This is a genomic window from Paenibacillus macerans, from assembly GCF_900454495.1.
GTDB classification, from domain to species: domain Bacteria; phylum Bacillota; class Bacilli; order Paenibacillales; family Paenibacillaceae; genus Fontibacillus; species Fontibacillus macerans.
In genome coordinates, this window is the sequence record NZ_UGSI01000002.1 from 621,358 (window position 1) to 645,442 (window position 24,085).

Annotated in this window: 18 protein-coding genes and 2 pseudogenes; 8 read left to right on the top strand and 12 right to left on the bottom strand. The window is 54.8% G+C overall.

Annotation, left to right across the window (positions count from 1 at the left end; genetic code table 11):
* Positions 1 to 79: 79 nt before the first annotated feature.
* From DYE26_RS25900 to DYE26_RS25910, 3 genes are all read right to left on the bottom strand, one after another.
* Positions 80 to 730: a nitroreductase family protein gene (locus DYE26_RS25900; protein WP_036619118.1), complete on the bottom strand. Its 651-nt coding sequence runs from the start codon at positions 728 to 730 to the stop codon at positions 80 to 82.
* Between the two features lie 243 nt (positions 731 to 973).
* Positions 974 to 1,654, bottom strand: a complete 681-nt coding sequence (locus tag DYE26_RS25905; protein WP_155619337.1) for a CidB/LrgB family autolysis modulator — start codon at positions 1,652 to 1,654, stop codon at positions 974 to 976.
* Entirely contained in the window at positions 1,651 to 2,022 is a 372-nt protein-coding gene (locus DYE26_RS25910; RefSeq protein WP_036627395.1) for a CidA/LrgA family protein, read from the bottom strand. The genes DYE26_RS25905 and DYE26_RS25910 overlap by 4 nt, the downstream gene beginning before the upstream one ends.
* A 162-nt stretch (positions 2,023 to 2,184) precedes the next feature.
* Here DYE26_RS25910 and cidR point away from each other — a divergent pair, with 162 nt between their 5' ends.
* From cidR to DYE26_RS25940, 6 genes are all read left to right on the top strand, one after another.
* The gene (gene cidR, locus DYE26_RS25915; RefSeq protein WP_036619120.1) at positions 2,185 to 3,078 is read left to right on the top strand and encodes a cidABC operon transcriptional activator CidR; all 894 of its coding nucleotides are present in this window, start codon (positions 2,185 to 2,187) and stop codon (positions 3,076 to 3,078) included.
* 122 nt (positions 3,079 to 3,200) lie between these two features.
* On the top strand, positions 3,201 to 4,613 hold the full coding sequence (gene bcaP / locus DYE26_RS25920) for a branched-chain amino acid transporter BcaP (protein WP_036619121.1): 1,413 nt from the start codon (positions 3,201 to 3,203) through the stop codon (positions 4,611 to 4,613).
* Positions 4,614 to 4,758: 145 nt separating this feature from the next.
* Entirely contained in the window at positions 4,759 to 5,517 is a 759-nt protein-coding gene (gene pdaA, locus DYE26_RS25925) for a delta-lactam-biosynthetic de-N-acetylase (RefSeq protein WP_051985819.1), read from the top strand.
* Between the two features lie 557 nt (positions 5,518 to 6,074).
* The gene (locus tag DYE26_RS25930; RefSeq protein ID WP_036619124.1) at positions 6,075 to 6,539 is read left to right on the top strand and encodes a MarR family winged helix-turn-helix transcriptional regulator; all 465 of its coding nucleotides are present in this window, start codon (positions 6,075 to 6,077) and stop codon (positions 6,537 to 6,539) included.
* Positions 6,540 to 6,563: 24 nt separating this feature from the next.
* Entirely contained in the window at positions 6,564 to 8,291 is a 1,728-nt protein-coding gene (locus DYE26_RS25935; protein WP_036627397.1) for an ABC transporter ATP-binding protein, read from the top strand.
* Positions 8,288 to 10,216, top strand: coding sequence for an ABC transporter ATP-binding protein (locus DYE26_RS25940; protein ID WP_036619125.1), 1,929 nt, complete (start codon positions 8,288 to 8,290; stop codon positions 10,214 to 10,216). Before DYE26_RS25935 ends, DYE26_RS25940 begins: the two co-directional genes overlap by 4 nt.
* Positions 10,217 to 10,681: 465 nt before the next feature.
* Here the strand turns inward: DYE26_RS25940 and DYE26_RS25945 are convergent, their stop codons facing one another.
* Positions 10,682 to 11,935 carry an L-lactate MFS transporter gene (locus DYE26_RS25945; protein WP_036619126.1) on the bottom strand — a complete coding sequence of 418 codons (1,254 nt, stop codon included), beginning with the start codon at positions 11,933 to 11,935 and terminating at the stop codon, positions 10,682 to 10,684.
* Between the two features lie 120 nt (positions 11,936 to 12,055).
* Positions 12,056 to 12,781, bottom strand: a complete 726-nt coding sequence (locus DYE26_RS25950; RefSeq protein WP_036619127.1) for a LytR/AlgR family response regulator transcription factor — start codon at positions 12,779 to 12,781, stop codon at positions 12,056 to 12,058.
* A 205-nt stretch (positions 12,782 to 12,986) separates the two neighbouring features.
* Here DYE26_RS25950 and DYE26_RS25955 point away from each other — a divergent pair.
* Positions 12,987 to 14,095 (top strand): annotated as a pseudogene (locus DYE26_RS25955) (RNA-guided endonuclease TnpB family protein).
* Positions 14,096 to 14,202: 107 nt separating this feature from the next.
* On the opposite strand, the gene DYE26_RS25960 reads toward DYE26_RS25955, so the two are convergent.
* Positions 14,203 to 15,879, bottom strand: coding sequence for a sensor histidine kinase (locus DYE26_RS25960; protein WP_155619341.1), 1,677 nt, complete (start codon positions 15,877 to 15,879; stop codon positions 14,203 to 14,205).
* A 177-nt stretch (positions 15,880 to 16,056) separates the two neighbouring features.
* Here DYE26_RS25960 and DYE26_RS25965 point away from each other — a divergent pair, with 177 nt between their 5' ends.
* Positions 16,057 to 16,509: a V4R domain-containing protein gene (locus DYE26_RS25965; RefSeq protein ID WP_036619129.1), complete on the top strand. Its 453-nt coding sequence runs from the start codon at positions 16,057 to 16,059 to the stop codon at positions 16,507 to 16,509.
* 357 nt (positions 16,510 to 16,866) lie between these two features.
* Here DYE26_RS25965 and DYE26_RS25970 read toward each other — a convergent pair whose 3' ends face one another.
* From DYE26_RS25970 to DYE26_RS25995, 6 genes and pseudogenes are all read right to left on the bottom strand, one after another.
* On the bottom strand, positions 16,867 to 17,532 hold the full coding sequence (locus DYE26_RS25970) for a DNA-3-methyladenine glycosylase family protein (RefSeq protein WP_036619130.1): 666 nt from the start codon (positions 17,530 to 17,532) through the stop codon (positions 16,867 to 16,869).
* 16 nt (positions 17,533 to 17,548) lie between these two features.
* Positions 17,549 to 19,639, bottom strand: coding sequence for a ribosomal protection-like ABC-F family protein (gene abc-f, locus DYE26_RS25975; RefSeq protein WP_036619131.1), 2,091 nt, complete (start codon positions 19,637 to 19,639; stop codon positions 17,549 to 17,551).
* Positions 19,640 to 19,968: 329 nt separating this feature from the next.
* Positions 19,969 to 20,925: a DUF4097 family beta strand repeat-containing protein gene (locus DYE26_RS25980; protein WP_036619133.1), complete on the bottom strand. Its 957-nt coding sequence runs from the start codon at positions 20,923 to 20,925 to the stop codon at positions 19,969 to 19,971.
* On the bottom strand, positions 20,922 to 21,593 hold the full coding sequence (locus DYE26_RS25985) for a DUF1700 domain-containing protein (protein ID WP_036619135.1): 672 nt from the start codon (positions 21,591 to 21,593) through the stop codon (positions 20,922 to 20,924). The genes DYE26_RS25980 and DYE26_RS25985 overlap by 4 nt, the downstream gene beginning before the upstream one ends.
* On the bottom strand, positions 21,590 to 21,916 hold the full coding sequence (locus DYE26_RS25990) for a PadR family transcriptional regulator (protein WP_036619136.1): 327 nt from the start codon (positions 21,914 to 21,916) through the stop codon (positions 21,590 to 21,592). Before DYE26_RS25990 ends, DYE26_RS25985 begins: the two co-directional genes overlap by 4 nt.
* A gap of 174 nt (positions 21,917 to 22,090) precedes the next feature.
* Positions 22,091 to 23,660, bottom strand: a pseudogene (locus DYE26_RS25995) (FAD-dependent oxidoreductase).
* Positions 23,661 to 24,085: the final 425 nt, after the last annotated feature.

Sequence of the window (24,085 nt, forward strand, 5' to 3'; positions counted from 1 at the left end):
TCGAAAAAATAGGGGCAGCCATCCGGGCATAAAAAAAAGCGGAAGAACCTTTCGGTTTCCTCCGCTTTTTGTTTGCTTATCAGGATTGGAACGAGTTCCAGGACGTCACTTGATCTACGCCCAGGCGCGGTGTGGCATGAGCCGGTTTGGCCGCTTTGCCGATGGCGATGAGGAGGATCGGCTTGAGCGTTTCCGGAACTTCGAAGACCTCGGCGAATTTTTCCGGATTGTATCCGGCCATCGGCACGGTGTCGTAGCCTTTCGCTTTGGCGATCAGCATCAGCTGCATGGAGATCAGACCGGCGTCGAGCAAGTTGACCTGATGGAGCCGCTCGTCTCCCAAACCTCCGTACATTTGTTGCAAACGTTCGACAAAATTGGTTTTCACCTCTTCGGTCATTGCGCCCATCGCCACGGACTGGCTGTAAATCGCATCGGCCTGCTCATAGGACTTCAGGTCGCCAAGCACCGCGATAACGGCGGAAGCTTCCACGACCTGCTGCTGGTTGTTGGCGATCGGCAGCAGCTTTTGCTTCAGCTCGTCTTCGTCAATCACCAAAAACCGCCAAGGCTGCAAATTGGAAGAGGAAGGAGCGGAAAGCGAAAGCTCCAGCATTTCCTTCAGTTCTTCCCGGGAGATTTTCACCGACGGGTCGTAAGCGCGAACCGAATGTCTTTCCCGAAGTACCGTATAAAAATCGTTCAGATTTACTGTCTCTGCCGTACTCATATCCAAAATCATCCTTTCTTTATAAAATGATCTCGATCACAGTATAAAGCCTAACTGTTAGTATTTCAAGTACAGTTTTAAATGATGCCGGCCAAATGTTGACTCGGCATAAACGGGCGAAAAGCCGGCCGTCGGTGGAAGCCGCAAGGCAAAGACTTACCGCGCAAAAAAATACCCCCGCCCAAGGCGGAGGTTCAAGAGGAAACTATATGTTGAGTTTGGAGGAACCGTAAGGTTATTGCATTATTGCAGCAGCGAGATCAGCATCGGGGCGGCGCCCAACGTGAACAAGGCGGCCAAAATCATGGAGATGCTGGAGATCGTGCCGGTCAGCGAGCTTAGCTCAAACGCTTTGGACGTTCCGGTGCCGTGGGCGCTCGTGCCGAACAATACGCCGCGCGCCACCTCGTTTTCGATGCGGAACAGCTTCACGACCAGCGGCCCGAGCATCGTTCCGAGCAGGCCGGTAATAATGACGAAGACGGCTGTAATATTCGGCACGCCGCCGATGACCTGGGAGACGTTCATAGCGATCGGCGTCGTAATCGAACGGGGGATCAGGCTTGTGATCAGATCGTTGTCCAGATGCAGCCACTCGGCCAGGAAGGCCGAAGAGAACATCGCCACCACCGAACCGGTCAGTACGCTGATGAGAATTTCCACCGCGTGTTTTTTCAGAACATTGTAGTATTTATATAGCGGAACGGCAAAAGCGACGGTGGCGGGCTGCAGCATTGTGCTAAGCCATTTTCCCCCGGCCTGGTAAGTTTCGTAAGGAATCTGCGCCCACATCAGGCCGATGACCAGAAACAGCGGCGTAATCAGCAGTGGGGACAAATAAACTTTAGGCCGGATTTTGTACAGCCGTTTGGCCAGATAATAAATCACCAATGTAAAAACAAGGCTAAGCAAACCGGTGATCATGAGCTGTGACGCTCCTTTCGTTTGGAAATGCGGGAGGCGACAAGCCCCGAGCTGATCATGACGATCAAGGTGCTGAAAATGACGACGATCAAAATCCGCACGCCTTCGCTTTCCAGCAGCGGCATATATTTCATAATGCCAACGGCGGACGGAATAAAGAACAGCAGCAGCTCGGCGAGTAGCCAGTTTGCGCCTTGTTCGATCCACGCCAGCTTGACGATGTTGGTTTTCAGAAGGACAAACAACACGAAAATGCCCAAAATCGAGCCGGGTACCGGCAGATGAAGCAGCTTTGCAACCTCGTTCATGACAAAGGTGAATAAAAATAAAATCGCTACTTGAAATACGCCCTTGCCGGCCGTTTTCATTATTTTCATCGTGTTCATGGTGAACGGAAGCTCCTTCCTGTCGGTTTTGCGTCGTTGATAATGAAAATATTACACCGATTGTTTTCATGGGTAAAATGAATATACTGAATGAATAACATTCCAATTGGCTATCGATAGGTTGTGAAAGGAGTGTCTCCAAATTTGGATATTCGGCAAATGCAATATTTGATCGAGGTTGCCCGGTTCAAAAGCTTTACGAAAGCGGCCGAAGCGCTGTATATCACCCAGCCGACCATCAGCAAGACGATCAAAAGCATGGAGGACGAACTGGGCGTCGTTTTGTTCGATCGGGTCGGCAAAAAAATCGTGCTCACCGATGCCGGTCAAATCATAGTGGGACAAGCGCAGCAAATCGTCACCTCGTTCCAAAACCTGGTGGCGGAGCTGGACGACCTGCGGAATTTGAAAAAAGGGCATATCCGGATCGGACTTCCCCCGATGGTGGGATCGAGTTTTTTTCCGAAAGTGATCGGGCAGTTTCATCAGAAATATCCGGACATTTCGATCCAGCTGTTTGAGGACGGGGCCAAAAAGGTGGAGTCGGATGTGGTCGGCGGGGCGCTTGATGTCGGCGTTATCGTGCTGCCGGCGACGGCGGAGGAATTAAGCAGTTTTCCGTTCGTGGAAGAGAAGCTCAACCTGGTCGTGCACCCGTCCCACCCGCTTGCGGAGCGGCAGGCGGCGGAACTGTCCGAACTGGCCCAGGACGGGTTCGTCCTGTTCCGGGAGGATTTTACGCTGCATGACCGGATCATTAACGAATGCGCCAAGGCCGGATTTCAGCCGCATGTCATTTACGAGAGCTCGCAATGGGACCTTATCAGCGAAATGGTCGCGGTCGGCCTCGGCATCACGCTGCTGCCGGAAACGATCTGCCGCGAGGTGGATGACGAGCGCGTAAGGATCATTCCGCTGGTAAAGCCGATCATCCCCTGGAAGCTGGGCATCGTCTGGCGGGACGACCGCTATTTGTCCTTTGCGACGAGGGAGTGGATCCGCTTTGCGCAGCAGGAGTTAACGGGGGGCCCGGGATAATATTTCCTGAAATGTTCGAAATTAAAGGCGCAACCGGCAATATTTGCGCTTGTCCGTACCGCACGGGGACTCTATAATTGCCGGATGGGTGTCTTAAATTTGAATTAGGGGACAGAGCCTAAATGCATTTATTCAGAAAAAAATCGATAACCTCCATGCTTGCGGAGAAAAACGCGGCCGGCACCACGCTCAAAAAAGAGCTTGGCGTCTTTGATTTAACCATGCTTGGCATCGGATGCGTCGTCGGGACGGGCATCTTCGTGCTCACCGGTGTTGCGGCGGCGCAGCATGCCGGGCCGGGACTTATTCTTTCCTTTATTCTGGCCGGGATCATCTGCGCCTTTTGCGCGCTGTGTTATGCCGAATTCGCGTCGATGGTTCCCGTGTCGGGGAGCGCCTACACCTATAGCTACGCTACCTTCGGGGAGCTTGTCGCCTGGATTCTCGGCTGGGACTTGATGCTGGAATACGGTTTTGCCGCTTCTATGGTGGCCAGCGGCTGGTCGGGGTATTTTCAGGGCCTTGCCGCCGGGTTTGGCATAGCCCTGCCGCATGCGATCAGCAGCGCCTTTGATCCTAAAGCCGGGACCTATGTCGACGTTCCCGCCGTTTTGATCGTGCTGCTGCTTACGTTTATCGTATCCCGCGGATCGAAGGAGTCGTCGCGGCTGAACTCGATCATGGTCATTGTCAAAATCGCCGTGATCGCGTTGTTTGTCGTTGTCGGCGCCTTTTACGTGAAGCCGGGCAACTGGACGCCGTTCATGCCGTTTGGATTCAGCGGCGTCGTTACCGGGGCGGCGACGGCCTTCCTTTCTTATCTCGGCTTTGATGCCGTCGCCACAGCCGCCGAGGAGGTGCGGAACCCGCAGAAGGATCTGCCGCGCGGCATCCTCTGGTCGCTGGCGATTTGCTCGCTGCTGTACGTCCTCGTCACGGCGGTGCTTACCGGGATCGTTCCGTATTCGCAGCTGAACGTCAAAAATCCGGTCGCCTTCGCCCTGCAGTATATCGACCAGAATTGGGCGGCCGGCTTTATTTCGCTGGGAGCCATCGTCGGTATAACGACCGTGCTGTTTGTGCTGCTGTTCGGCCAAAGCCGGCTCCTGTACGCGATCGGGCGGGACGGATTGCTTCCCGGGAAGCTGGCCCGGCTGCATCCCCGGACTGGGGTACCTTCCGTCAGCATCTGGACGACCGGCATCGCGGTCGCGGTGTTGGCCGGTCTGATTCCACTCGGCCGGCTCGCCGATTTGGTCAGCATCGGTACGCTTTTTGCCTTTATCACGGTATCGCTCGGGGTTGTCATTTTGCGCCGGACCCGCCCGGACTTGCCCCGCTCGTTCAAAGTGCCGCTGGTGCCCTGGATCCCGCTGCTGGCCGTGTTGACCTGCGGCTATTTGTTAACCAGCCTGCCGCGGATAACTTGGATCGCCTTCCTCGTTTGGATGATTTTCGGGTTATTGGTGTATGTGCTGTACGGGTACCGGCACAGCGAACTGTCCGGTTCGGCGGGCAGACAGCAGGGCAATTAAAGTTGCGGTGCGAGGGGCCCGGCCGGCCCAAAAGCGAGTTGTATATTTCCCGCAGTACAGGCAATAGTAAACGAGAGCGCTGCAGCTAGGATTTTGGAGAATAAGGAGAGAATGCTCTGTGAGATTGGCCTTGATCTGTGCGGTAATGGTCGGCATGCTGCTTGGCCCCGCGGTACCGCAAACCGTTAACGCCGATTCGCCCCATCATTTCGGGTTCAAAAAAAGCGTAAACGGAAGTCTTCCTTCGATTAACGAGGAGGGTTTCAAAGAGATCGTCGATAAACATGGGGCAATTTTTCTCGGCGATACCTCCCTGAAGGAATTGTTTCTCACGTTCGACAACGGTTATGAAAACGGGTATACCGCGCCGATTCTCGACACGCTGAAGGCGAAGAAGGTGCCGGCCGTTTTTTTCGTCACCGGACATTATGTGAAGGATCAGCCCGAGCTGTTAAAGCGGATGGTTGCCGAAGGGCATCTTATCGGAAATCATTCCTGGAGCCATCCGGATATGACCACGATTTCCGACGAGCGAATCCGCGACGAACTGGAACGCGTCAAGCAGGAGACGGCGAAGGTGACCGGCCGTCAGGAGATGAAATACCTGCGGCCGCCCCGCGGCATTTTCAGCGACAGAACGCTGCGGGTGACGAAAGAGCTGGGGTACACCAACGTATTTTGGTCGGTGGCCTACAAGGATTGGGATGTCAAGGCCCAAAGAGGCGCAGATTACGCATACCGGCAAGTGGTCTCTCAACTGCATCCCGGCGCGGTGATTCTGCTGCATTCCGTGTCCAAGGACAACGCGGCGGCTTTGGGCTCCATCATTGATGAAGCCCGGCGCCAGGGATACGAGTTCAAAAGTCTGGATGAACTCCGCCAAGGCGGCGGGGCAGGGCAGTAATGGAAAAGGATCGTAACGGCCATGGGGACAATTTTAGCTCTACAAGCCCGCCGGTACGATCTTTTTTGCGGAATCGAGGGAAATAGAGGTAAAAAAGGGCGTTATCCCCTACCGAGATAGGGGGTCCAGCTATATTAGCGGAACTTTTTACCGCTATTTTTTGAAAATGAGCGGGAAAAGGCTTCTTTTTCAAGTTCAGCCCCCAATAGGGCCTAAAAGTTCCGCTATCCTGCGACCGAGGGACAAAATCACGAAAATAGCGCCGCAATTTACCGTTATTTCCGGCAACAGTGGTTTGCCCGTCCCGATCCCATCCCATATCCTTCGCACGCACCTGCAAAGCTTTATCCGAAAACGGAGCCAGTTCCTTATTTAAGTGTAAAAAAGACGCCAGCACCCGGTAGCTTTACCCCGGCAGGCGTCTTTTTCTTTCTAATATGTGGAACTTCGGGCTCGCTTGACTTTCATGATAAGCGAAATTATAATTAGGCTTGCTAATAAATAGGATTCCTAATTATTAAATCATGAAAATAAATGGAAAGCTGAGGTGATCACCGGTGCATTCCAGCGATAATTCGCAGGCGCATAAGCTTATGCTGGCGCTGCACCGCTTGCGGAGACTGGATATGAACAAAATGGCGCCGTTAACGTTCAAACCAAGCGAATTCAGACTGATGTATTCTATTCTTCAAGGGCTTGAACAGGAGCCGCGGGGCATCACCGTCTCCGAGCTCAGCACAAGGATGGGAGTGGCTTCGCCCACCGTCACGCCGCAGATTCGCAGCCTGGAAGAACAAGGGCTTGTGCATCGCTACAACGATCAGGAGGATCGCCGGGTCGTGCGCGTCAAGCTGACGGAGCAAGGCCATCAGGCGTTTCGCACGGCGGCGGAACACCGATCCAAGCAAATTCAAAATTTATGCGATTTTTTGGGCGAAGAGAAAAGCAACCAATTGATCGAGCTGCTGCACGATGTACACCGGTATTTCGAATCGCAGATCAATCAAAATAAAACCGAGTGATTCGGATAAGTGGAGATGATGGAATTGATCAAACTTTTCCGCTATTTGAAACCATACCGCTGGCTGGTCGCCGGAGTGCTCGCCCTCGTCTTTCTTCAGACGTTGTCCGAGCTGTATTTGCCGACACTGATGGCCGATATCGTCGATATCGGCGTCGTCAAAGGTGACACGCCGTATATTTGGCGGGTGGGCGGATTTATGCTGCTAGTGGCGCTGGGCGGAATGGCCTGCTCCATCGGAGCGAGCTTCTTCTCGTCCAAGGCGGCGTCGGGATTCGGCAAGCGGCTGCGCGCCAAAATGTTTAACCATGTGTCCAACTTTTCGCTGGAAGAGTTCGACAAGGTGGGCACCGCTTCGCTGATCACCCGGACGACGAACGACATTACCCAAGTTCAGCAGGTGCTGATCATGATGATGCGGATGATGGTAATGGCGCCGCTCATGTGTTTGGGCGGGATCATCATGGCCGTATCGAAGAACGCGGAATTGTCCCTGGTGCTGGTGGTCGTCCTTCCGGTGCTGGCCGGGTCGATCTGGTTGATTGCCGGCAAAGGGATCCCGCTGTTTAAGGCGATTCAGAAAAAAATCGATAAGCTGAACCTCGTCATGCGCGAGAGTCTGACCGGCATCCGGGTTATCCGCTCGTTTAACCGGACCGCTTACGAAAGCAAACGGTTTGACGCGGCCAACCTCGATTTGACGGATACCTCGATTCGGGTCAATAAAATCATGGCTTTCATGATGCCGATCATGATGCTGGTGATGAACCTGTCTTCGGTGGCGATCATTTGGTTCGGCGGGCTGCGGATCGATGCCGGGCAAATGCAGGTAGGGGACCTGATGGCTTTTCTGCAGTACGCGATGCAGATTATGTTTTCGCTCGTCATGGTTTCGATGATGTTCGTCATGGTTCCCCGCGCTTCCGCTTCCGCCGTGCGGATCAACGAGGTGCTGGACATGGTTCCGGAGATCAAGGATGCCGATGTGGCGGCGGCGATGTCCGGGCAAAAAGGTTACGTGGAATTTCAAAACGTCTCCTTCAGCTATCCCGGAGCGGAACAGCCGGCGGTGCGGGACATTACGTTCAGCGCCAAGCCGGGCGAGGTGACCGCGATCATTGGCGGAACGGGTTCCGGGAAATCGACGCTGATCAGCTTGATTCCGCGGTTTTACGACGTCGATGAGGGACGCGTGCTGGTGGACGGCGTCGATGTGCGGGAGATGAAGCAGGAGGAACTGCGGCGCAAAATCGGTTTCGTTCCGCAAAAAGCGGTGTTGTTCTCCGGCACCATCAACGACAACATCCGTTACGGCAAGGAGGACGCCACCGACGAGGAGATCCGCCACGCGGCCGAGATCGCCCAGGCGAGCGATTTTATCGCCGAGATGGAGCATGGTTACGAATCGGTGATCGCTCAAGGAGGCACCAACGTGTCGGGCGGGCAGAAGCAGCGGCTTTCCATCGCCCGGGCGCTCGTGCGGAAGCCGGAAATTTACATTTTCGACGACAGCTTCTCCGCGCTCGATTTTAAAACGGACGCGAAGCTGCGCGCCGCCTTGAAGCAGGAGACCCGGGAAGCGACGGTCATTATCGTGGCCCAGCGGGTAAGCACCGTGCTTGACGCCGACCGCATCATCGTCATGAACGAAAGCCGGATCGCCGGCATCGGCAATCACCGCGAACTGATGGAAACCTGCGACGTGTATAAAGAGATCGTTTATTCACAGCTTTCGGAGGAGGAGATTGCATGAGTCAGGAGCAAAAAGGCGCGGGCGCCTCTGGGCAGCCTGCCGGCAGACCTCCGGGGCTAAGAGGACACGCTCCGAGACATCCCGGACCGGGAGGGCCCGGCGGACCCGGCATGAGCATGCCGGCCGAGAAAGCAAAGGACTTCAAAGGGACTTTAAAGCGGCTTATCCGTTATTTGCGGCCGCATCAATATCAATTGGCAGCCGTGCTTGTCATGGCGGTTTTAAGCACCGTGTTCAGCATCGTAAGCCCCAAGGTGATGGGGAAAGCGACGACCAAGCTGTTTGAAGGGATTATGGCGAAAATTCAGGGGGTTCCCGGGGCGGCGATCGATTTTGCGTACGTGTGGCAGATCATCATGGTCCTGGTGGGACTTTACGTATTAAGCTCGCTGTTCAGTTATGTGCAGCAGTACCTGATGGCCGGCGTCGCGCAGAAAACGGTGTACGACTTGCGCCGCGATGTGAACGCCAAGCTGAACCGGCTGCCTTTGAAATACTTCGACGCTCGTACCCACGGTGAAATTCTCAGCCGGGTCACGAACGACGTCGACAATATCAGCAATACCTTGCAGCAAAGCTTGACGCAACTGATCACCTCGATCTTGACGCTTATCGGCGTCATCGTGATGATGCTGTCGATCAGCCCGCTGATGACGCTGATTGCCGTGCTGACGCTGCCGCTCAGCGTGCTGGCGATCACCCAGGTCGCCAAACGCTCGCAGAAGCAGTTCGTCCGCCAGCAGGCGGAGCTGGGCAAACTTAACGGCCATGTAGAGGAAATGTATACCGGCCACAAAATCATTAAGGCGTTCGGCCGCGAGAAAACGTCGCTTGAGCAGTTTGACGACATTAATGAGCGGCTGTACACGGCAGGCTGGAAGGCGCAGTTCATTTCCGGCGTCATCATGCCGATCATGAGCTTTATCGGGAACATCGGCTATGTGCTCGTGTCCGTGGTCGGCGGCATCCTCGTCACCAAACGGACGATCGAGATCGGCGATGTGCAGGCCTTCATCCAATATGCGCGGCAGTTTACGATGCCGATCACGCAAACGGCGAACATCGCCAACATCATTCAATCGACGGTCGCTTCGGCGGAACGCGTATTCGAAATTTTGGACGAAGAAGAGGAAGTGCCGGAATCGGCCCGGCCGAAGGTACTCAAAGAGCCGCGCGGCGATGTGGCCTTCAATCACGTGAAGTTCGGATACGATCCTCAGCATCCGCTGATCGAGGATATGAACATTAATGTATCGCAGGGGCAAACGATCGCGATCGTCGGACCTACCGGGGCCGGCAAAACAACGCTGATCAACCTGCTGATGCGGTTTTATGAAGTGGGCGACGGGGCGATTAGCGTGGACGGCGTCAACATCGCGGAGATGAAGCGCGGCGACCTGCGCAGCATGTTCGGCATGGTGCTGCAGGATACGTGGCTGTTCAACGGCACGATCCGCGACAATATCGCCTACGGACGCGAAGGCGCGACCGAGGAGGAAGTGGTGCGGGCAGCCAAAATGGCCTACGCCGATCACTTTATCCGCACGCTGCCGGACGGATATGATACGATCCTGAACGAAGAGGCCTCCAACATCTCGCAGGGTCAGAAACAGCTGCTGACGATCGCGCGGGCGATTTTGGCCGACCCGGCCATTCTCATTTTGGATGAAGCCACGAGCAGCGTCGACACCCGGACCGAGGTGCAGATCCAGAAAGCGATGAACGAACTGATGAAGGGCAGAACAAGCTTTGTCATCGCCCACCGCCTTTCGACGATCAAGGACGCCGATCTGATCCTGGTCATGAATCACGGTTCGGTGATCGAAAAAGGCACGCATGAACAATTGCTGGCTGCAAAAGGCTTCTACGCCGATCTGTACAACAGCCAGTTTACGAAAGGCAGCTTCGAGCCGGAGGCGGTGTAAAAGAGGCAATCATTTAAATATCCTATAAACTAGTAGACGATTCTGGAAATAACGTTAGCATGATGGCAAGTGAAGACATGAGAAAAGGGCAAAACTAGTCTGTTGAAGATCTCGGGTGACAGCATAAAGGAAAAAAAGGGCGCTATTTCAGCCGATACCCCCATGTTGCGTGCAATAGAGGAATTTTATGGCGCTATTTTCACGATTTAGTGGCGAAAGGCCACTTTTAGACCTGTTCATCAAAAAATAAGACCCAAAAGTTCCCCTATTGGTGATAAATAGGCTCAAATTGGAAAATAAGACCCGAAAGTTCCGCTATTTTATAGGGGCGATACTGAGCACAAGACTAATATAGAACAAAGCGATCCATGACCCCCGTCCGCAGATAAGCCATATTATTTCCGGATCCTTCTACTAGCAAAAGCCGGGCGCACCGCAAAGCAGTGCGTACCGGCTTTTTATAATTTAAGCTGCGGACCTGAAAGGCTTTAGGTGCAGCCCCTTTTTCTTCGTGTTTTCCACAGGCGGTTTTATGAGCGCCGCGATGACGACTGCGGCCAGGCAGAGCAGGCCGATGACGATGAACGCCGGCTTGAAGCCGCCCAGCATCACGGCGATGAACGAGCCGGATAGCGCGCCGATGCCGAAGCCCTGATAGATGAGACCGTAGTTTTTGCTGTGGTTGGCCAGGCCGAAGAAGTCGCCGACAATCGCCGGAAAGATCGTGATATTGCCGCCGAAGCAAAAGGCGATAGCCGCCACGCAGGCGAAGAACAGACCGAAATTCAGCTGAGCAAAGCTCAGGGTGAACACCGCCGCCGCCGTTACCGCCAGCGCTCCGCCGATCAGGCCCAGCCGGCTTATCTTATCGGACAGCGCGCCCAGCACCAGCCTGCCCGACGTGTTGAACAAAGCGATCAACGCGACCGCGTTGGCCGCGGCGGCCTCGTTAAGCCCGGCAAGCTGAATGCCGATGTCCTTCACGATGCCGATCAGATAAAGCCCGCTCATACAGGCGGTAAAAAAGATCGCGAACAGCATGTAAGCCTCTTTCGTACGCAGCATTTCACCCACGGAGTAATTGCGCGGCTCCATATCTGCGGCCTTGTCCGCGCCGTACGGGCGCGATTCGGCTGCCGGGACGGCGGGCGAATGCTGCGCCTCGCGCACCAGCAAGGAACCGGTGGCAATCAGCGCCATGACGATCAAACCCCAATAAAGAAAAGCTCCGGAAACGCCGGCAGTTTCAAGCAAAGCCCCGTTGACATACTTGAACAGCAGGCTGCCCGTACCGTAAGCCCCGACGGAAACGCCGGAGATAAGACCCTTGCGGCCGGGGAACCATTTCAGCAGATTGGACAGTGAGGTGATATAAGCCGTCCCGTCCGCATAGCCGACCATCACGCCGGCGAGCAGGTACAGCATCGGAAGGGAACTTGCCTGCGAGCTTAACATCAGGCCGAGTCCCAACAAAATGCCTGCCGCCATCGTCAGCCTGCGCAGACCGAAGCGGTCCTGCAGCTTGCCCGCAAACAATGTGGCCAAGGCGAGCGCGAAACTTGTGATGGAGAAGGTTGTAGAAACGGAGCCAAGATCCCACCCGAATTTGTTCGCCAATGGCTGGTTAAACAGACTCCAGGTATAGATGGTGCCGAGACCCATCTGCATAATAATGGTGCCCAATACGATCGGCCACCGCTTTCCGGATTTGCCGTTCATAGCCATTCCTTCTTTCTCTCTCGATTCCGCAAGAGCTCTCTGCACTCTTATTGTAAACGAATACGCGCAGCGCTTGACGGGAACGGGAACGAAATGACGCGAATACGGAATGAATTGCGGCTACAGACGCATGAGCTGCCGGAATTCCTTCGCTTTACCGCGGCTGACCGGCACTTCAAAGTCCAGATCGCGCAGCCGCAGCAAATAGGTATTGTTGAACCACGGAATAATTTCCTTGATTTTGCCGAGATTAACGATGTAGGAGCGGTGACAGCGAAAAAAATGCTCCTGCGGCAGACGTGCCTGGAAGTCGCTGATGCTGAGCGCCATCGTGTATTCCCCGCTCTTCGTCATCACGCTGGTGCTCTTCTCCCGGGCGGCCGCATAATAAATGTCGTCGATTTCCACGACAATAATTTTTTCGTTTTTCCACAGATTGATCTTGCCGAAGGCGCCTCTTCCTTCTCCCGTGCCTCCGCTTCGCGCCGTGTGGGCCGCCTCCAATTTGCCAAGCATATTCTGAATCCGCGACTCGCTGTAAGGCTTGAGAATATAATCAAAGGCCTCCAGTTCGAACGCATCCGCGGCATGCTCCTTGTACGCCGTAGTGAACACGATAAAAGGTCTGGCGGAAAATTTGCTGATCGTCTGAGCCAACAGCAAGCCGTCAATCGAGGGAATATTGATATCCAGAAACAGTACATCAACCTCCCGGTTTTGCAAGAACTTCAACGCCTCCAGCCCGTCCTCGAAGCAGGCTTCGACCGCAATCGCGCTGTAGCGCTCGATCAAGTAAGCCAATTCCCGGCGGGCCAGTTCTTCATCTTCGATGATGATCGCTTTCATCGATAACGTAAAGGATACTTGAGATTTTAGTCATGAGAGGAATTTACGCCTCACTGACAAGCTATATTCCTTTACTTCCTCCCTTCAAAATATTGAAAAGACATTGTTATCGCTTTAAACGAGAACAAATGTTTGGTATAATGGAATGAGATAGATGTTGCTTCCTTGTGTTGACTTCACCTTTCTTTGAAGTGTGGTGACAGGTTTGAAACTTACTTTAACAGCGAAAGTGAAAATACTGCCTAATGAGCAACAAGCGGATTGGTTACGACAAACCCTAGCGCGCTTACCGCGAAGCGAGCAACCACTTGTCTGTACTTGTACATAAAGACAAGATCCTCTCGAAGACTTTACTCCACAACATGATGTATCGAGAACTGCGCTATGCTTTTTCGCTCCGGTCGCAAATGGCCCAGTCCGTTATGAGTACCGTCATCGCCAGATACAAGTCGTTACTCAGCAACAAACACCCTTGGACACGGTCCTTTTCAAGAAACCCGAGTACGACCTGGTATGGAATCGGGACTATTCGCTCTCCAAACAAATCATTTCCATCAACACGCTGTATGGTCGGATTAAAGTACCCTACATGACGAAAGGTATGGATTCTTACTTTGACGGATCTTGGTCATACGGCACTGCAAAGTTGGTCCACAAGAAGGGGAAATTCTTCCTCTATATTCCAGTATCCAAAGAAATCGCCGAAATCGAAACAGGAGCCATCCATCAAGTCGTCGGTATTGATCTCGGGATCAACTTTATCGCCACCAGTTATGATTCGCAGGGCAAGTGTACGTTCTTCCACGGTCGACCGATCAAAGATAAGCGATCGAGGTATAAGCATATGCGAAAACAACTGCAACAAGTCGGCACAGCCTCCGCCAGAAGGAAACTAAAGCGGATTGGAGGACGAGAAAACCGTTGGATGTATGATGTCAATCATTGTGTATCGAAGGCACTCGTCCGTAAGTATGGTGCAACCTTGATGGTGGTGGAGAATTTAAAAGGTGTTCGTAGTAAAACAGAAAAGATTCAACTTAACGAACGTTATGAATCGGTATCTTGGTCGTTCTATCAACTAAGAAAGATGATCGAGTACAAAGCCGCATTACATGGAGGAAAAGTGATTGCTGTAGATCCCAAGTACACCTCACAGACCTGCCGAAGTGCGGCCGTAAAAACAAAGGGAACCGGGACAAGAAGAAGCATCACTTCAAATGTAAAGAATGCGGGTATAGCTCAAGTGATGATCGAGTTGCCGCCATGAACCTTCAGCGTATTGGAATGAAGTACATCACTAAAGGGATTGTATAAGGTATACCTATACAATTGGGCAGATGTCAACCTGCCTATAGTAACGCCATGTTAAGGAAGGAGACTTTTTGTCGCATTCACTTCCGGGCAGTTACAAGCTCATGACTTTAGTCATGAGTAATTGATGAGATCTCCTTCTTGAGGTTAAAATAAATCGCCGTTCCTTTGTCCAGCCTGTGGATCCTAAGCCCTTCCCCGTAGATCAGCTTTACTCTGCGGTGTACATTGTAAAGCCCGATCCGGTTGTCTTCCATGGAGCCTTCGTATACCTTACGTATCGTTTCCGGCTCGATGCCGGCGCCCGTGTCGACAATGCCGATACGCACGGTGTCTCCGCGGTCTTTGACCGATATCGTGACCGTACCCTTGCCTTTTCCCTTCAAAATTCCGTGGACGATCGCATTCTCCACCAGCGGCTGAATGATCAGACTCGGAATTCGCACCTGCGTATCGTCGATATCGTAGCGCACCTCCAGCCGGCTGCCGAAACGGGCCTGCTCGATCTCCACATACTGCCGCACCTGCTGCAGCTCCTTGCTGAGATCGATCATCTCGTCCGTCAGCTCTAGATTGTAGCGCATGTATCCGGACAAATTGACGATCAGTTCGCGCGCCTTTTCCGGGTCGACACGGATGGAGGAAGCGATCGCGTTGAGCGCGTTGAACAGGAAATGCGGGTGAATCCGCGTCTGCAGCGCCTTGAGCTCGGCCTTGTTGGCCATCTGCTTAAGGTCCTCAATGCGCGAAACCTCCATTAGCGTGGAGATCATCTGAGACAGTCCAACGGCCATCGCCTGCAGCGAGTAAGTGATTTTATGCGCCTTGGCATAATAAATTTTCAGCGCGCCCGTTACCTCCCCCTTTTCCTTGAGCGGAATAATGATCTGCGACTTGATCCGGGGGTCGATATGGGCGGCCTCATTATTGCGGATCGTAATTTCCCCGTTGGCCAGCGAACTCTTTGTCTCATCGCTCACGATTTCATGCCGGTTCGCATAATGTTCCTCCCCCAAGCCCACGTAAGCGAGAATATACCGGGTATCGGTGAGCGCCACGGCGTCCGCGCCGATTTCGGCCTGGATGATGCGGCAGATCTTCCGCAGCGATTCGGGCGTGATGGAGCGAAAATAAGGCAGCGTCTTGTTGGCGATATCGAGCGCCAGCTTGGCCTGCCTGGCGGCGATCCGCTCCTTCTCTCCTTCCACGCTCTGCACCAGCATCACGATCAATCCCACGCAGACCTGGCTGGCAATCATCGGCAGGGCGATCTGCGAAACGATGTTCAGCCCCAGCGAGTACGGCTCGGCCATCCAGAGAATCAGCAGCATCGTCAGCGCTTCACAGCCCATGCCGGCGGCGATGCCGACCGCCCATTTCCGTTCCGCCGGCGTGCGGACGTATATGATGCTTGCAACAACGCCCGCAATCATGCTCGTTATGAGGCAGGGCAGCGAGGTCACCCCGCCGATGTCGATCAAGAAGCGGTGCGCGCCCGACAGGAGCCCGGTGATCAGGCCGACCGCCGGGCCGAAGAGTATGCCTCCCGCCATGATGGCGATAATCCGCACGTTGACCAGCGAGCCTTCAACGTTGATGCCGCTGTAGGTTCCGAAGATGGCGAACAGACTGAAAATGGCCGTAGCCAGCGCCAGCTCCTGACGGTTGTATTCTTTCTTCTGAAAAAGCTCCTTGAAGCGGGGCAGACGGGTCAGCACAAACAAACACATTTGCAGCAGCGCCGCCCGCTCCAGCAGCTGCAGCAAAATAAACAAAGTGTGTTGCATCATTCATCCCTCCACCCGGAATCGAGACGATCTTGTTTTTACCCTATCAAGGATATGCGTCATATTTCGTGATATATATCACATTTATAGCTGTGCATTTTTGATCTCAGTCAAGGAAATGAATTGCGTTTTATGGCAAATTAAAAATATAACCAACGAGGAAAAGGGGAATGAGCCATGACAAGCTTTACGTTTGAGGATCTGCAGCGGATCAATCGCGTCCGTCTGGGAGACGAGGTGCCGCTGGAGCTGTTTCGGGCGATCCGCTTGATCGGTATGCAGCAGGGTCTGCCATTGGAAGGCAAAGGAACGACGGCGTCGATCGGCCGCAAAATCGGCGAGAGCCTCCCGGTAGGGACGCTGGAGGAATTGTTGGAGTTGTTCGCCAAGCTGCGGATAGGACTGCCGCGCGTTTTGCAGCGGGATGAGCGGCTGATCCGGATTGCGGTAGACGATTGCTTCTGCAAAGGACTGCCTGTGATCGAAGAGAAAAAGGTATGCGACTTGGAGGGGGCAATTCTGGAAGGGGCGCTCGGCCGTATATTGAACCGCAAGGTGAGCGTCCGTGAGACCCAATGCAACGTATCCGGCGACGAGCATTGCGAATATGAGATCAGAATTTACGGGTGAGGACAGGAGGAGTGGGTTGGGTTCCGGGACCGCATGGTAAGAGGGAGCAAGGCGCGGGCGTAGGGGCTAACGGACACTGATGACGCTCAACTGGCGAAAATTCGAGCAGAAAAATTGTAACGGACCGAGGAGACCTTATTTTGGTCAACTCCGCCCCGATCGCCTTATTTCCAGCCCAATAACGCCTTTGGAGTCCGTTACAGCGGGAAATAACCGGGAAATGAGCGAATAAGGTCATCTCAGTCCGTTAGAGGTGGAAGGGGCTGCGGGCGACGGGGGGAGCATCGGATCGGGATCAATTACGCAAGCGCCCGCCTCTTTGTCACCGTTTAGCAAACGCCAAAGGATAACACCCAATCATAGGTGTTTACAGCGCTCTTCGAAGGTTTCGCCGGAATCGACGTGACCTTGATTGATCGCTTCCCATAAATACAGGGAAGCGATCGATCCATAGGGGGACCATGGCGCGGCCACCTGCTGCAAATATTTGCGGTCGTCCCGGTCCTCCATGGCGTACAGCCATTTGGCGGCCCGCTGCAAGCCGGCATCGCCGAACGACACGACGTCCTCCCGGCCCAAGGCGAAGATCAGGAACATTTCCGCCGACCATTTGCCGATGCCTTTCACGGATACGAGCGCGCCTACGACTTCTTCGTCGCTCATGTCCTCCAGCTTTTCCAGCTGGAGTTCGCCGGATAAAACCTTGCCGCATAAATCGCGGATATAAGCGACCTTGGAGGCGGAGAGGCCGGCGGCTCGTAAGCCGGCGTCCGTTTGCGCCGAGAGAGCGGCCGGGGATAGTTCCCCGGCAAGCTCGATGACCCGGCCGCGGATCGTCGCCGCCGCCCTGACCGAAATTTGCTGGCTGATAATGGAGCGGGCCAGTTCGGCAAAATAAGCTCCCTGCGGTTTGGTCGCCAGGCCGCCGATCAAGGCCGTCAGGCGCCCCATTCGCGGGTCGGCGGCGGCCAGCGCCCGGACGCGGGGGTCTTCGGAGTGAAGCTGGAATTTGGGGGGATTCATCGTTATCGCTCTCCTTTTATTCGGCGGATTCATCCAGCAAGGCAAAATACTCTTCCATCATCTCGTCAAGCCGCCCCTGCAGCGCATCCCGCTCCTGCTGCAGCGCGATCAGACGCGTCGCGTCGCAAGCCGTTTCCGGGTCGAGCATGGCGTTGTCGATCTTCGCCAGCTCGGCTTCCGCGGCGGCGATATCGGCCTCCAGCTTGCGCAGATAGGCCGGATTTGCCCGGGGCTTGCGGGCGGCTTTCACCGCTTCTGCCGAAGCTCTTCCCGAGGCTCCCCCAGAGGCTCCTCGCGAGGCTCCATCTGAAGCCGAAGCCTCATAGGTCCCATCCGCTCTATCGGCGGATTTTGTCCGTTCCGCAGCGTCCGCTTGGGCGGAGAGGGCGGGGGACACCCCGGCCGCTGAAGCCGAAGAGGAGGACGGAGCCGGGGCCGGACCGCCGATGTGAACCTCCGCGGCGGCCGATCTTCGGGACAGTTCCTCCCGGTAATCTTCATAGTTGCCATGGGTAACGTGCATCCGTCCGCCCTCCAGCGCCCAGATCTGACTCGCCACCTTGTTGATGAAGTAGCGGTCGTGGGAGACGACGAGCAGGGTGCCCGCATACTCTTCCAGCGCTTCTTCCAGCGCTTCGCGCGAATCGATGTCGAGATGGTTGGTCGGTTCGTCAAGCACCAGCAAATTCGGCTTGCGATGCATCAGCACGGCCAGCCGCAGCCGGGTCCATTCTCCGCCCGAGAGGCTGCGCACCTTCTTGAACACGTCCGCGCCGTAGAACAGGAAACGGGCCAGCTGATGCCGCGCCTCTCCGGCTTCGATGCCGATCTCGTCGCGGAAATACTGCAGCACCGTTTCCTCGTGATCGGCGGGGGCCGATTGCTGCGCCAGATAACCGGCGTCGATCCGGGTGCCGAGACGGGCTTCCCCCTCCTCCGGCGGCTCAAGGCCGAGCGCGTTTTTGAGCAAGGTGCTTTTGCCGGTCCCGTTCGGTCCGATCAGCACGGCGGCTTCGCCGTAGCGCAGCGTGTGCGTCAGTCCGGAATACAGCCGCCGGGCTCCGCGGACGCAGCCGACCTCTTGCAGCACGACCGCGTCATTGCCGGAACGGTCGGCCTGCTGCAGCTGGAGGCCGATCTTTTTGCGCTCCAGGATCGGCCTTTTCAGCTTCACCATGCGGTCCAGCGCTTTTTGCATCGAAGCGGCGCGCCGGTGGAACGAGGGGTTCGGCGGATTGGAACGGTTGCCCCATTCGATCAGCTGCTTGATCGTTTCCTGCATCTTTTTGATCTTCTTCTGCTGCTCCTGGTAGTCGGCAAATTGCTGGAGCAGGCGGCGTTCTTTTTCTTCCTTGTACGTGCTGTAGTTCCCATAGTAGGTGAAGGCTTCGCCGTCTTCCAATTCGACGATTTTCTCCGCCACCGCGTCGAGAAAATAACGGTCGTGGGAAATAATGACGACGGTTCCGGCAAAAGTCCGGATATACGTTTCCAGCCATTCGATCGCGGCCATGTCCAAATGGTTCGTCGGTTCGTCGAGAAGCAGCAGATCCGGCTGCTGCAGCAGGATGACCGCCAAGCCGACCTTGGTTTTTTCCCCGCCGGAAAGCGAAGAGAAGGGGCGGGAAAACTGCTCCGCCGGGATGCCAAGCCCGCCGGCCACCCGGTCGATGGAGGCGTCGATTTCATAACCTCCTCCGCGCTCGAAGGACTCCTGCAGCTCGCCGTACCGGCGGAGCAAGCTATCCATGTTGCCTGCAGTCTCGGCATGGCCTCCGGCCGCGGACATTTCGTTCTCTAGTTGCTTCATTTCCGCCTGCACCCGGCGTAGCCCGGCAAAAGCCTCCAGCAGCACGCCGCGAACGGTTTCGCCGTTTTGATAATCGGGAATCTGCGCCAGCGCGCCGATGCGGGCGTTTTTGCGGATATGCAGCTGTCCGCGGTCGGGCTGTTCTTTGCCTGTCAGCAGCTTCATCAAGGTTGTTTTGCCCGTGCCGTTGCGGCCGATCAGGCCGACGGTCTCGCCCGTTTTGATTTCAAACGTAACATCGCTTAGCACCATTTCGGCGCCGTAATATTTCTGTATGTTTTGACATTGGATCATCATGGGTTATTTAATCTCCTTCGTCCCATGCCGTCCGCTGCCTTAAGCCCGTAAATCCAAAAAAAAGAAGGCAGCAGGAAATCCTGCTGCCTTCGGTACGCACGTTTAACGTGAGGTTAAGGTAGGAGCGGCATTTCGCAATTGGGTATGGATATCGAATCGTTAAAAATGGACAGACCTATCCCGTTAACGGCTGTGCCAAAGATAATGCCAGACATTGCCAATGGCAGCTGGCTAATCCGATTCCATACAAGCTTGCGATCCACTCTACCCACCTCCTTAAATGTTAGTTATGTGAATTATATAATTAATGATCTGAAAAATCAAGGAGGTTACCGAATCCGGATATCGCCGGACGTTGTCCGCACCTTGACGACGTCTTCCGATTGCTGCGGCGACTCGGGGGCCGTGATGCTGCCGGATTTCGTCCTTAGGTCGTAAACTCCCCGGAACTGCGGGTCTATGGACAGCTTTACGCTGCCGGATTGCACAGCGATGTCCAGGCTGTCCGAACGTTGATTTTCCAAAGTGATGTTGCCGGAGGTCGACTTAAGCTTGCCGTTCCCTGTGAAGTCGGTGAATTTGATATTTCCGGAACCCAGCGAAGCCTCGACGGGTCCTTCCACACCGCTCGCCGTAATATTCCCGGAAGTCGCTTTTGCCGTCAAAGCTCCCTGCAGCTCATTGATTTTGATGTTGCCGGAACCTAGCTTGATTTCCGCATTTCCCTGAACCTCAACCCGTTCGGCGGTAATATTCCCGGTGGTGGCGGTAAACTTCAGGGTTTCCGCTTGGACGGCATCGGCGCGGATGTTGCCCGAGGAAACGGAAAGCTCGATATTCTCAGCCTTTAAACCAGCGAAGCTGCCGTTCCCGTCGACCGACTTGTAGCTGATCGCCTTCAGTCCGCTGTCCTTGGCCAGGGCCACGGTAATATGCTGTTTGGTTGATTGGAAATTCATGCTGAAGAAGGACCAGTCCCATGGCTCCTCAAATTCCAGCTTAAGCGTTTGGCCGGATATCGCGGCCGCTTTTATTTTATCGATCGCTTCCTGCTTCATGTTGCCGCTGGCCTCGATATAACCGGCCCCGTCCGGGCTGTCGATAAACTCCACATCTACGTCATATTCGCCTTCGATGTGCAGATTTTCCAGCTCGCCTTCGCCGAAGGTCCATTTTTGCTGGTAGGCGGGCAGCTTCTCGCCGAAGTCAAACCGCTGGTAGGCCATCCCGGCCAGCCCCAGCACGATCAAAAACAATCCAAGCAGCGTCCATCTTTTGCTGTTCACGCCGCATCTCCTCCTTTTGCGATTCGAACGTTCCACTTCCAATATCCGGTGCTCAAGCGCAGCATTCCGATGAATAAATAACGTGAACCGACCGCCAGCAAGATGCCGATCCCTACGCAGGCAACCGCTGCAAAAAGCTTGCCCGGGTTAAACTGGTGATGCACCGCAAATTCCAGTCCGAGGGCGAGCGGGCTGATAATCCCGCCCAGCGCGATGGCCGCAAAACCGGCAAATGCCGACCATAAGGACAGAAGCAGCGGAACGACGATAAGGTTTAAGAAAAAAAGTCCGATGTATACCATCACACCGGCAAACACGCCGCGGCGCTTAACGGCCTTCAAACCCGGTCCGGTATAGGCCGGCGTATTTCCCGCCGGACGATCGTTTCCCGCGCGGGCGGCGGAGTTCGGTTCAGGCGCGTTGGCGCGGCCCGCCGGATCAGGTCCGTACCAATACACATGATCTTGGGGGATGTAGCGGTTGCCGAGCGCTTCTTTGGCCAGTTCCGCGGGTTCGCCCAGTTCCAGCACGATTTCTTCCTCCGTCTTCCCGCTTTGCAGGCCGAATTCGAAGTGAGCTTCGTAATCTTCCAGCAATTCGTTTTGTTCTTCCGGCGGAAGGACGGAGAGATGGGCTCTAAGAAGCGCAATAAATTCATTTTTATTCATAAATGGCTTCCTTTCTCGATTAATGTAGATACGCTCTGGACGAACTGTTTCCACTCGACCACCAGCCTGTTCGTATATATTTCCCCTTCGGGCGTCAACTTGTAATATTTGCGCGGCGGGCCGCCCGTGGATTCCTGCAGGTATGTCGTGCAGTAGCCTTCATGGACCAGTCTTCGCAGCAGAGGATAAAGCGCTCCTTCGGCCACTTCGATATGCTTGGAAACGGACTGGGCGAGCTCGTACCCGTAACGGTCCCGTTGCTGGATGAGCACGAGCACGCAAAGCTCCAAAGCGCCTTTCTTGAATTGGATGCTGATGTCCATACCGGTGTTCGCCTCATTTCAAGATATTTCTCCACTACTGAACAATAATCAGTATCACTGAAAGCATAATATCATACAGTACTGAACAAAGCAAGGTAGTGAACAAAAAACAAAACATCCGCCGAGCCTTTTTCAATTCAAAAAATAAGGATCTCAACGGATGCAAGCGCCATCCTAGCTTTTCATTTGTTCGGGCTGCCGGTGCAGCCGAGGTAAATCCTTGGTTGCGGGTCCCTCGATGACCGCGCCTTTATAATCAAACCGCGAGCCGTGGCAAGGGCAATCCCACGAGCGTTCCGCTTCGTTCCATTTGACCTCGCAGCCCATGTGAGTGCACGTTGTGTCCACAAGATAAAGCTGGCCCTCGTCATCGCGGTAGGCCCCTGCTCTTTTGCCGCGGTGCTTGACGACAGCGCCCTGGCTGGGGACGAGATCCTCGGGTTTCAGGTGGACAAGCTCCACCTTGCCGGTCACCCATTCTTTGGCCACATCGGCGTTTTGCCGGGCCAAATTTTTGATCGTGGGTTCCGCCTTGAACCGCGAGGGTGTAAACAAGCGCTCGTACCGGTTATCTTTTTCCAAAATCAGATCCCGGATCAGGTGCGCGGACACCGTGCTGCTGGTCATGCCCCATTTGGCAAAGCCGGTCGCTACATAAATGTTGCGGCGATCTTCCGTGAGGCGGCCGATATAAGGCACGTCGTCCATCGTGACCAAATCCTGCGTCGACCAGCGGTAGGGGATCGATTTAACGCCCAGCACCGACTGCCCGAATTCCGCCAGCGCCTCGTAACATTTGATCGTGCAGTCGTTTTTTCCGGTTTTGTGCGATTCTCCGCCGGCGATCACCACCGTTTTCCCGTTCAGCTCGGCCGAGCGCAGCGAGCGTTTAGGGTTCCCGCAGTTGATGTACATGCCTCCGGGATACGGCTGCTCGGGCTCGAAGGCGACCGCATAGGACCGCTCGGAATAGAGCCGGGCAAAGTACAACCCTTTGCCGTCGATGAACGGAAAGTGGGAGGCGGAAACAGCGTGGCGGCAGATGACCGTATGCCCATCCTCGGAGGATAGCTTGAGCCGGCCGTCTTCCAAATCTTCGGCTGGATCCCTCATGGTGGTGTTCTCGTAAAAGGTACCGCCGCTTTCGGCCACGAACTCGGCCAAATCGCGCAAGTAATGGAGCGGATGGAACTGCGCCTGGTTCTTCAGCACGATCGCCCCTTTGGCGGACAGCGGCAAGGACAGGGAATCAAGCCATTCGGCAGGCAGATCAAGCTCTTTGTAAGCCTTCCATTCGGCTTCCAGCTTCTTGCAGCTGCTCATCCGAATCGGCGTACAGATAAGCATCTTCGCGGCGGAATTGGCAGTCGATTTTCCGCTTTTTCACCGTGTCCGCAATAAAGCCGAGCGCTTCCTCGTTCGCCTCGTAATACAGCCGGGCGCCTTCCTTGCCGAAATGGTTCAACAGTTTGTCGTAAATCAGCCCGTGCTGGGCCGTGATTTTTGCCGTCGTATAGCCGGTCGTTCCGTCGAGAATTTTTCCGGCGTCGATCACGGCGACCTTCAATCCGGCCTGGACCAGCAAATAGGCGGTCGTAATGCCGACGATGCCGGCACCCGCAATGAGCACGTCGGTTTCGATATCTTCTTTTAATGGTTCAAAAGCAGGCAGGGCGGTCGTTTTGCGCCACATGGATTCCGGTTGCTGCGGCAGCCGGCCGGATGGGGAAGTATGGTTTGACATGCCTTGTTCCTCCTTGGGGAAATCATTTTTTTTCATTATTTCCATCACCGGGTAGTTAGAAACTCAACTTTCGCAGCAAAAAATCGGCAGGCAAGCCTGGATGTAGCTGGGCAAGCAGCAATCCATTGCCGGAGTTGACGCTCAATCAAAGACGGACAGTGTCTTTCCGGCTTTTGGGGCTGCTTCGTTGAGGAAGCGTCAACGATGTAGAGGCGTCACGATCCGGCGGGGCGGTGTATCTACCTTTTGCACCGTAGCCGTTTCGAGCTGCGTCACAAATCGACGCCAGGTGAGGGGGGCTGTCTGGATGGGACCATCTAAAGCGTTCGTGTCTTGGTGTCTCTGCCTGCTGCCTGCCTTTGCACGATTATCCCCTTCGTTAAGGAGCAGGGAGTGGGGTTAGAGCAAGTCAAGGGTTCCAAAAA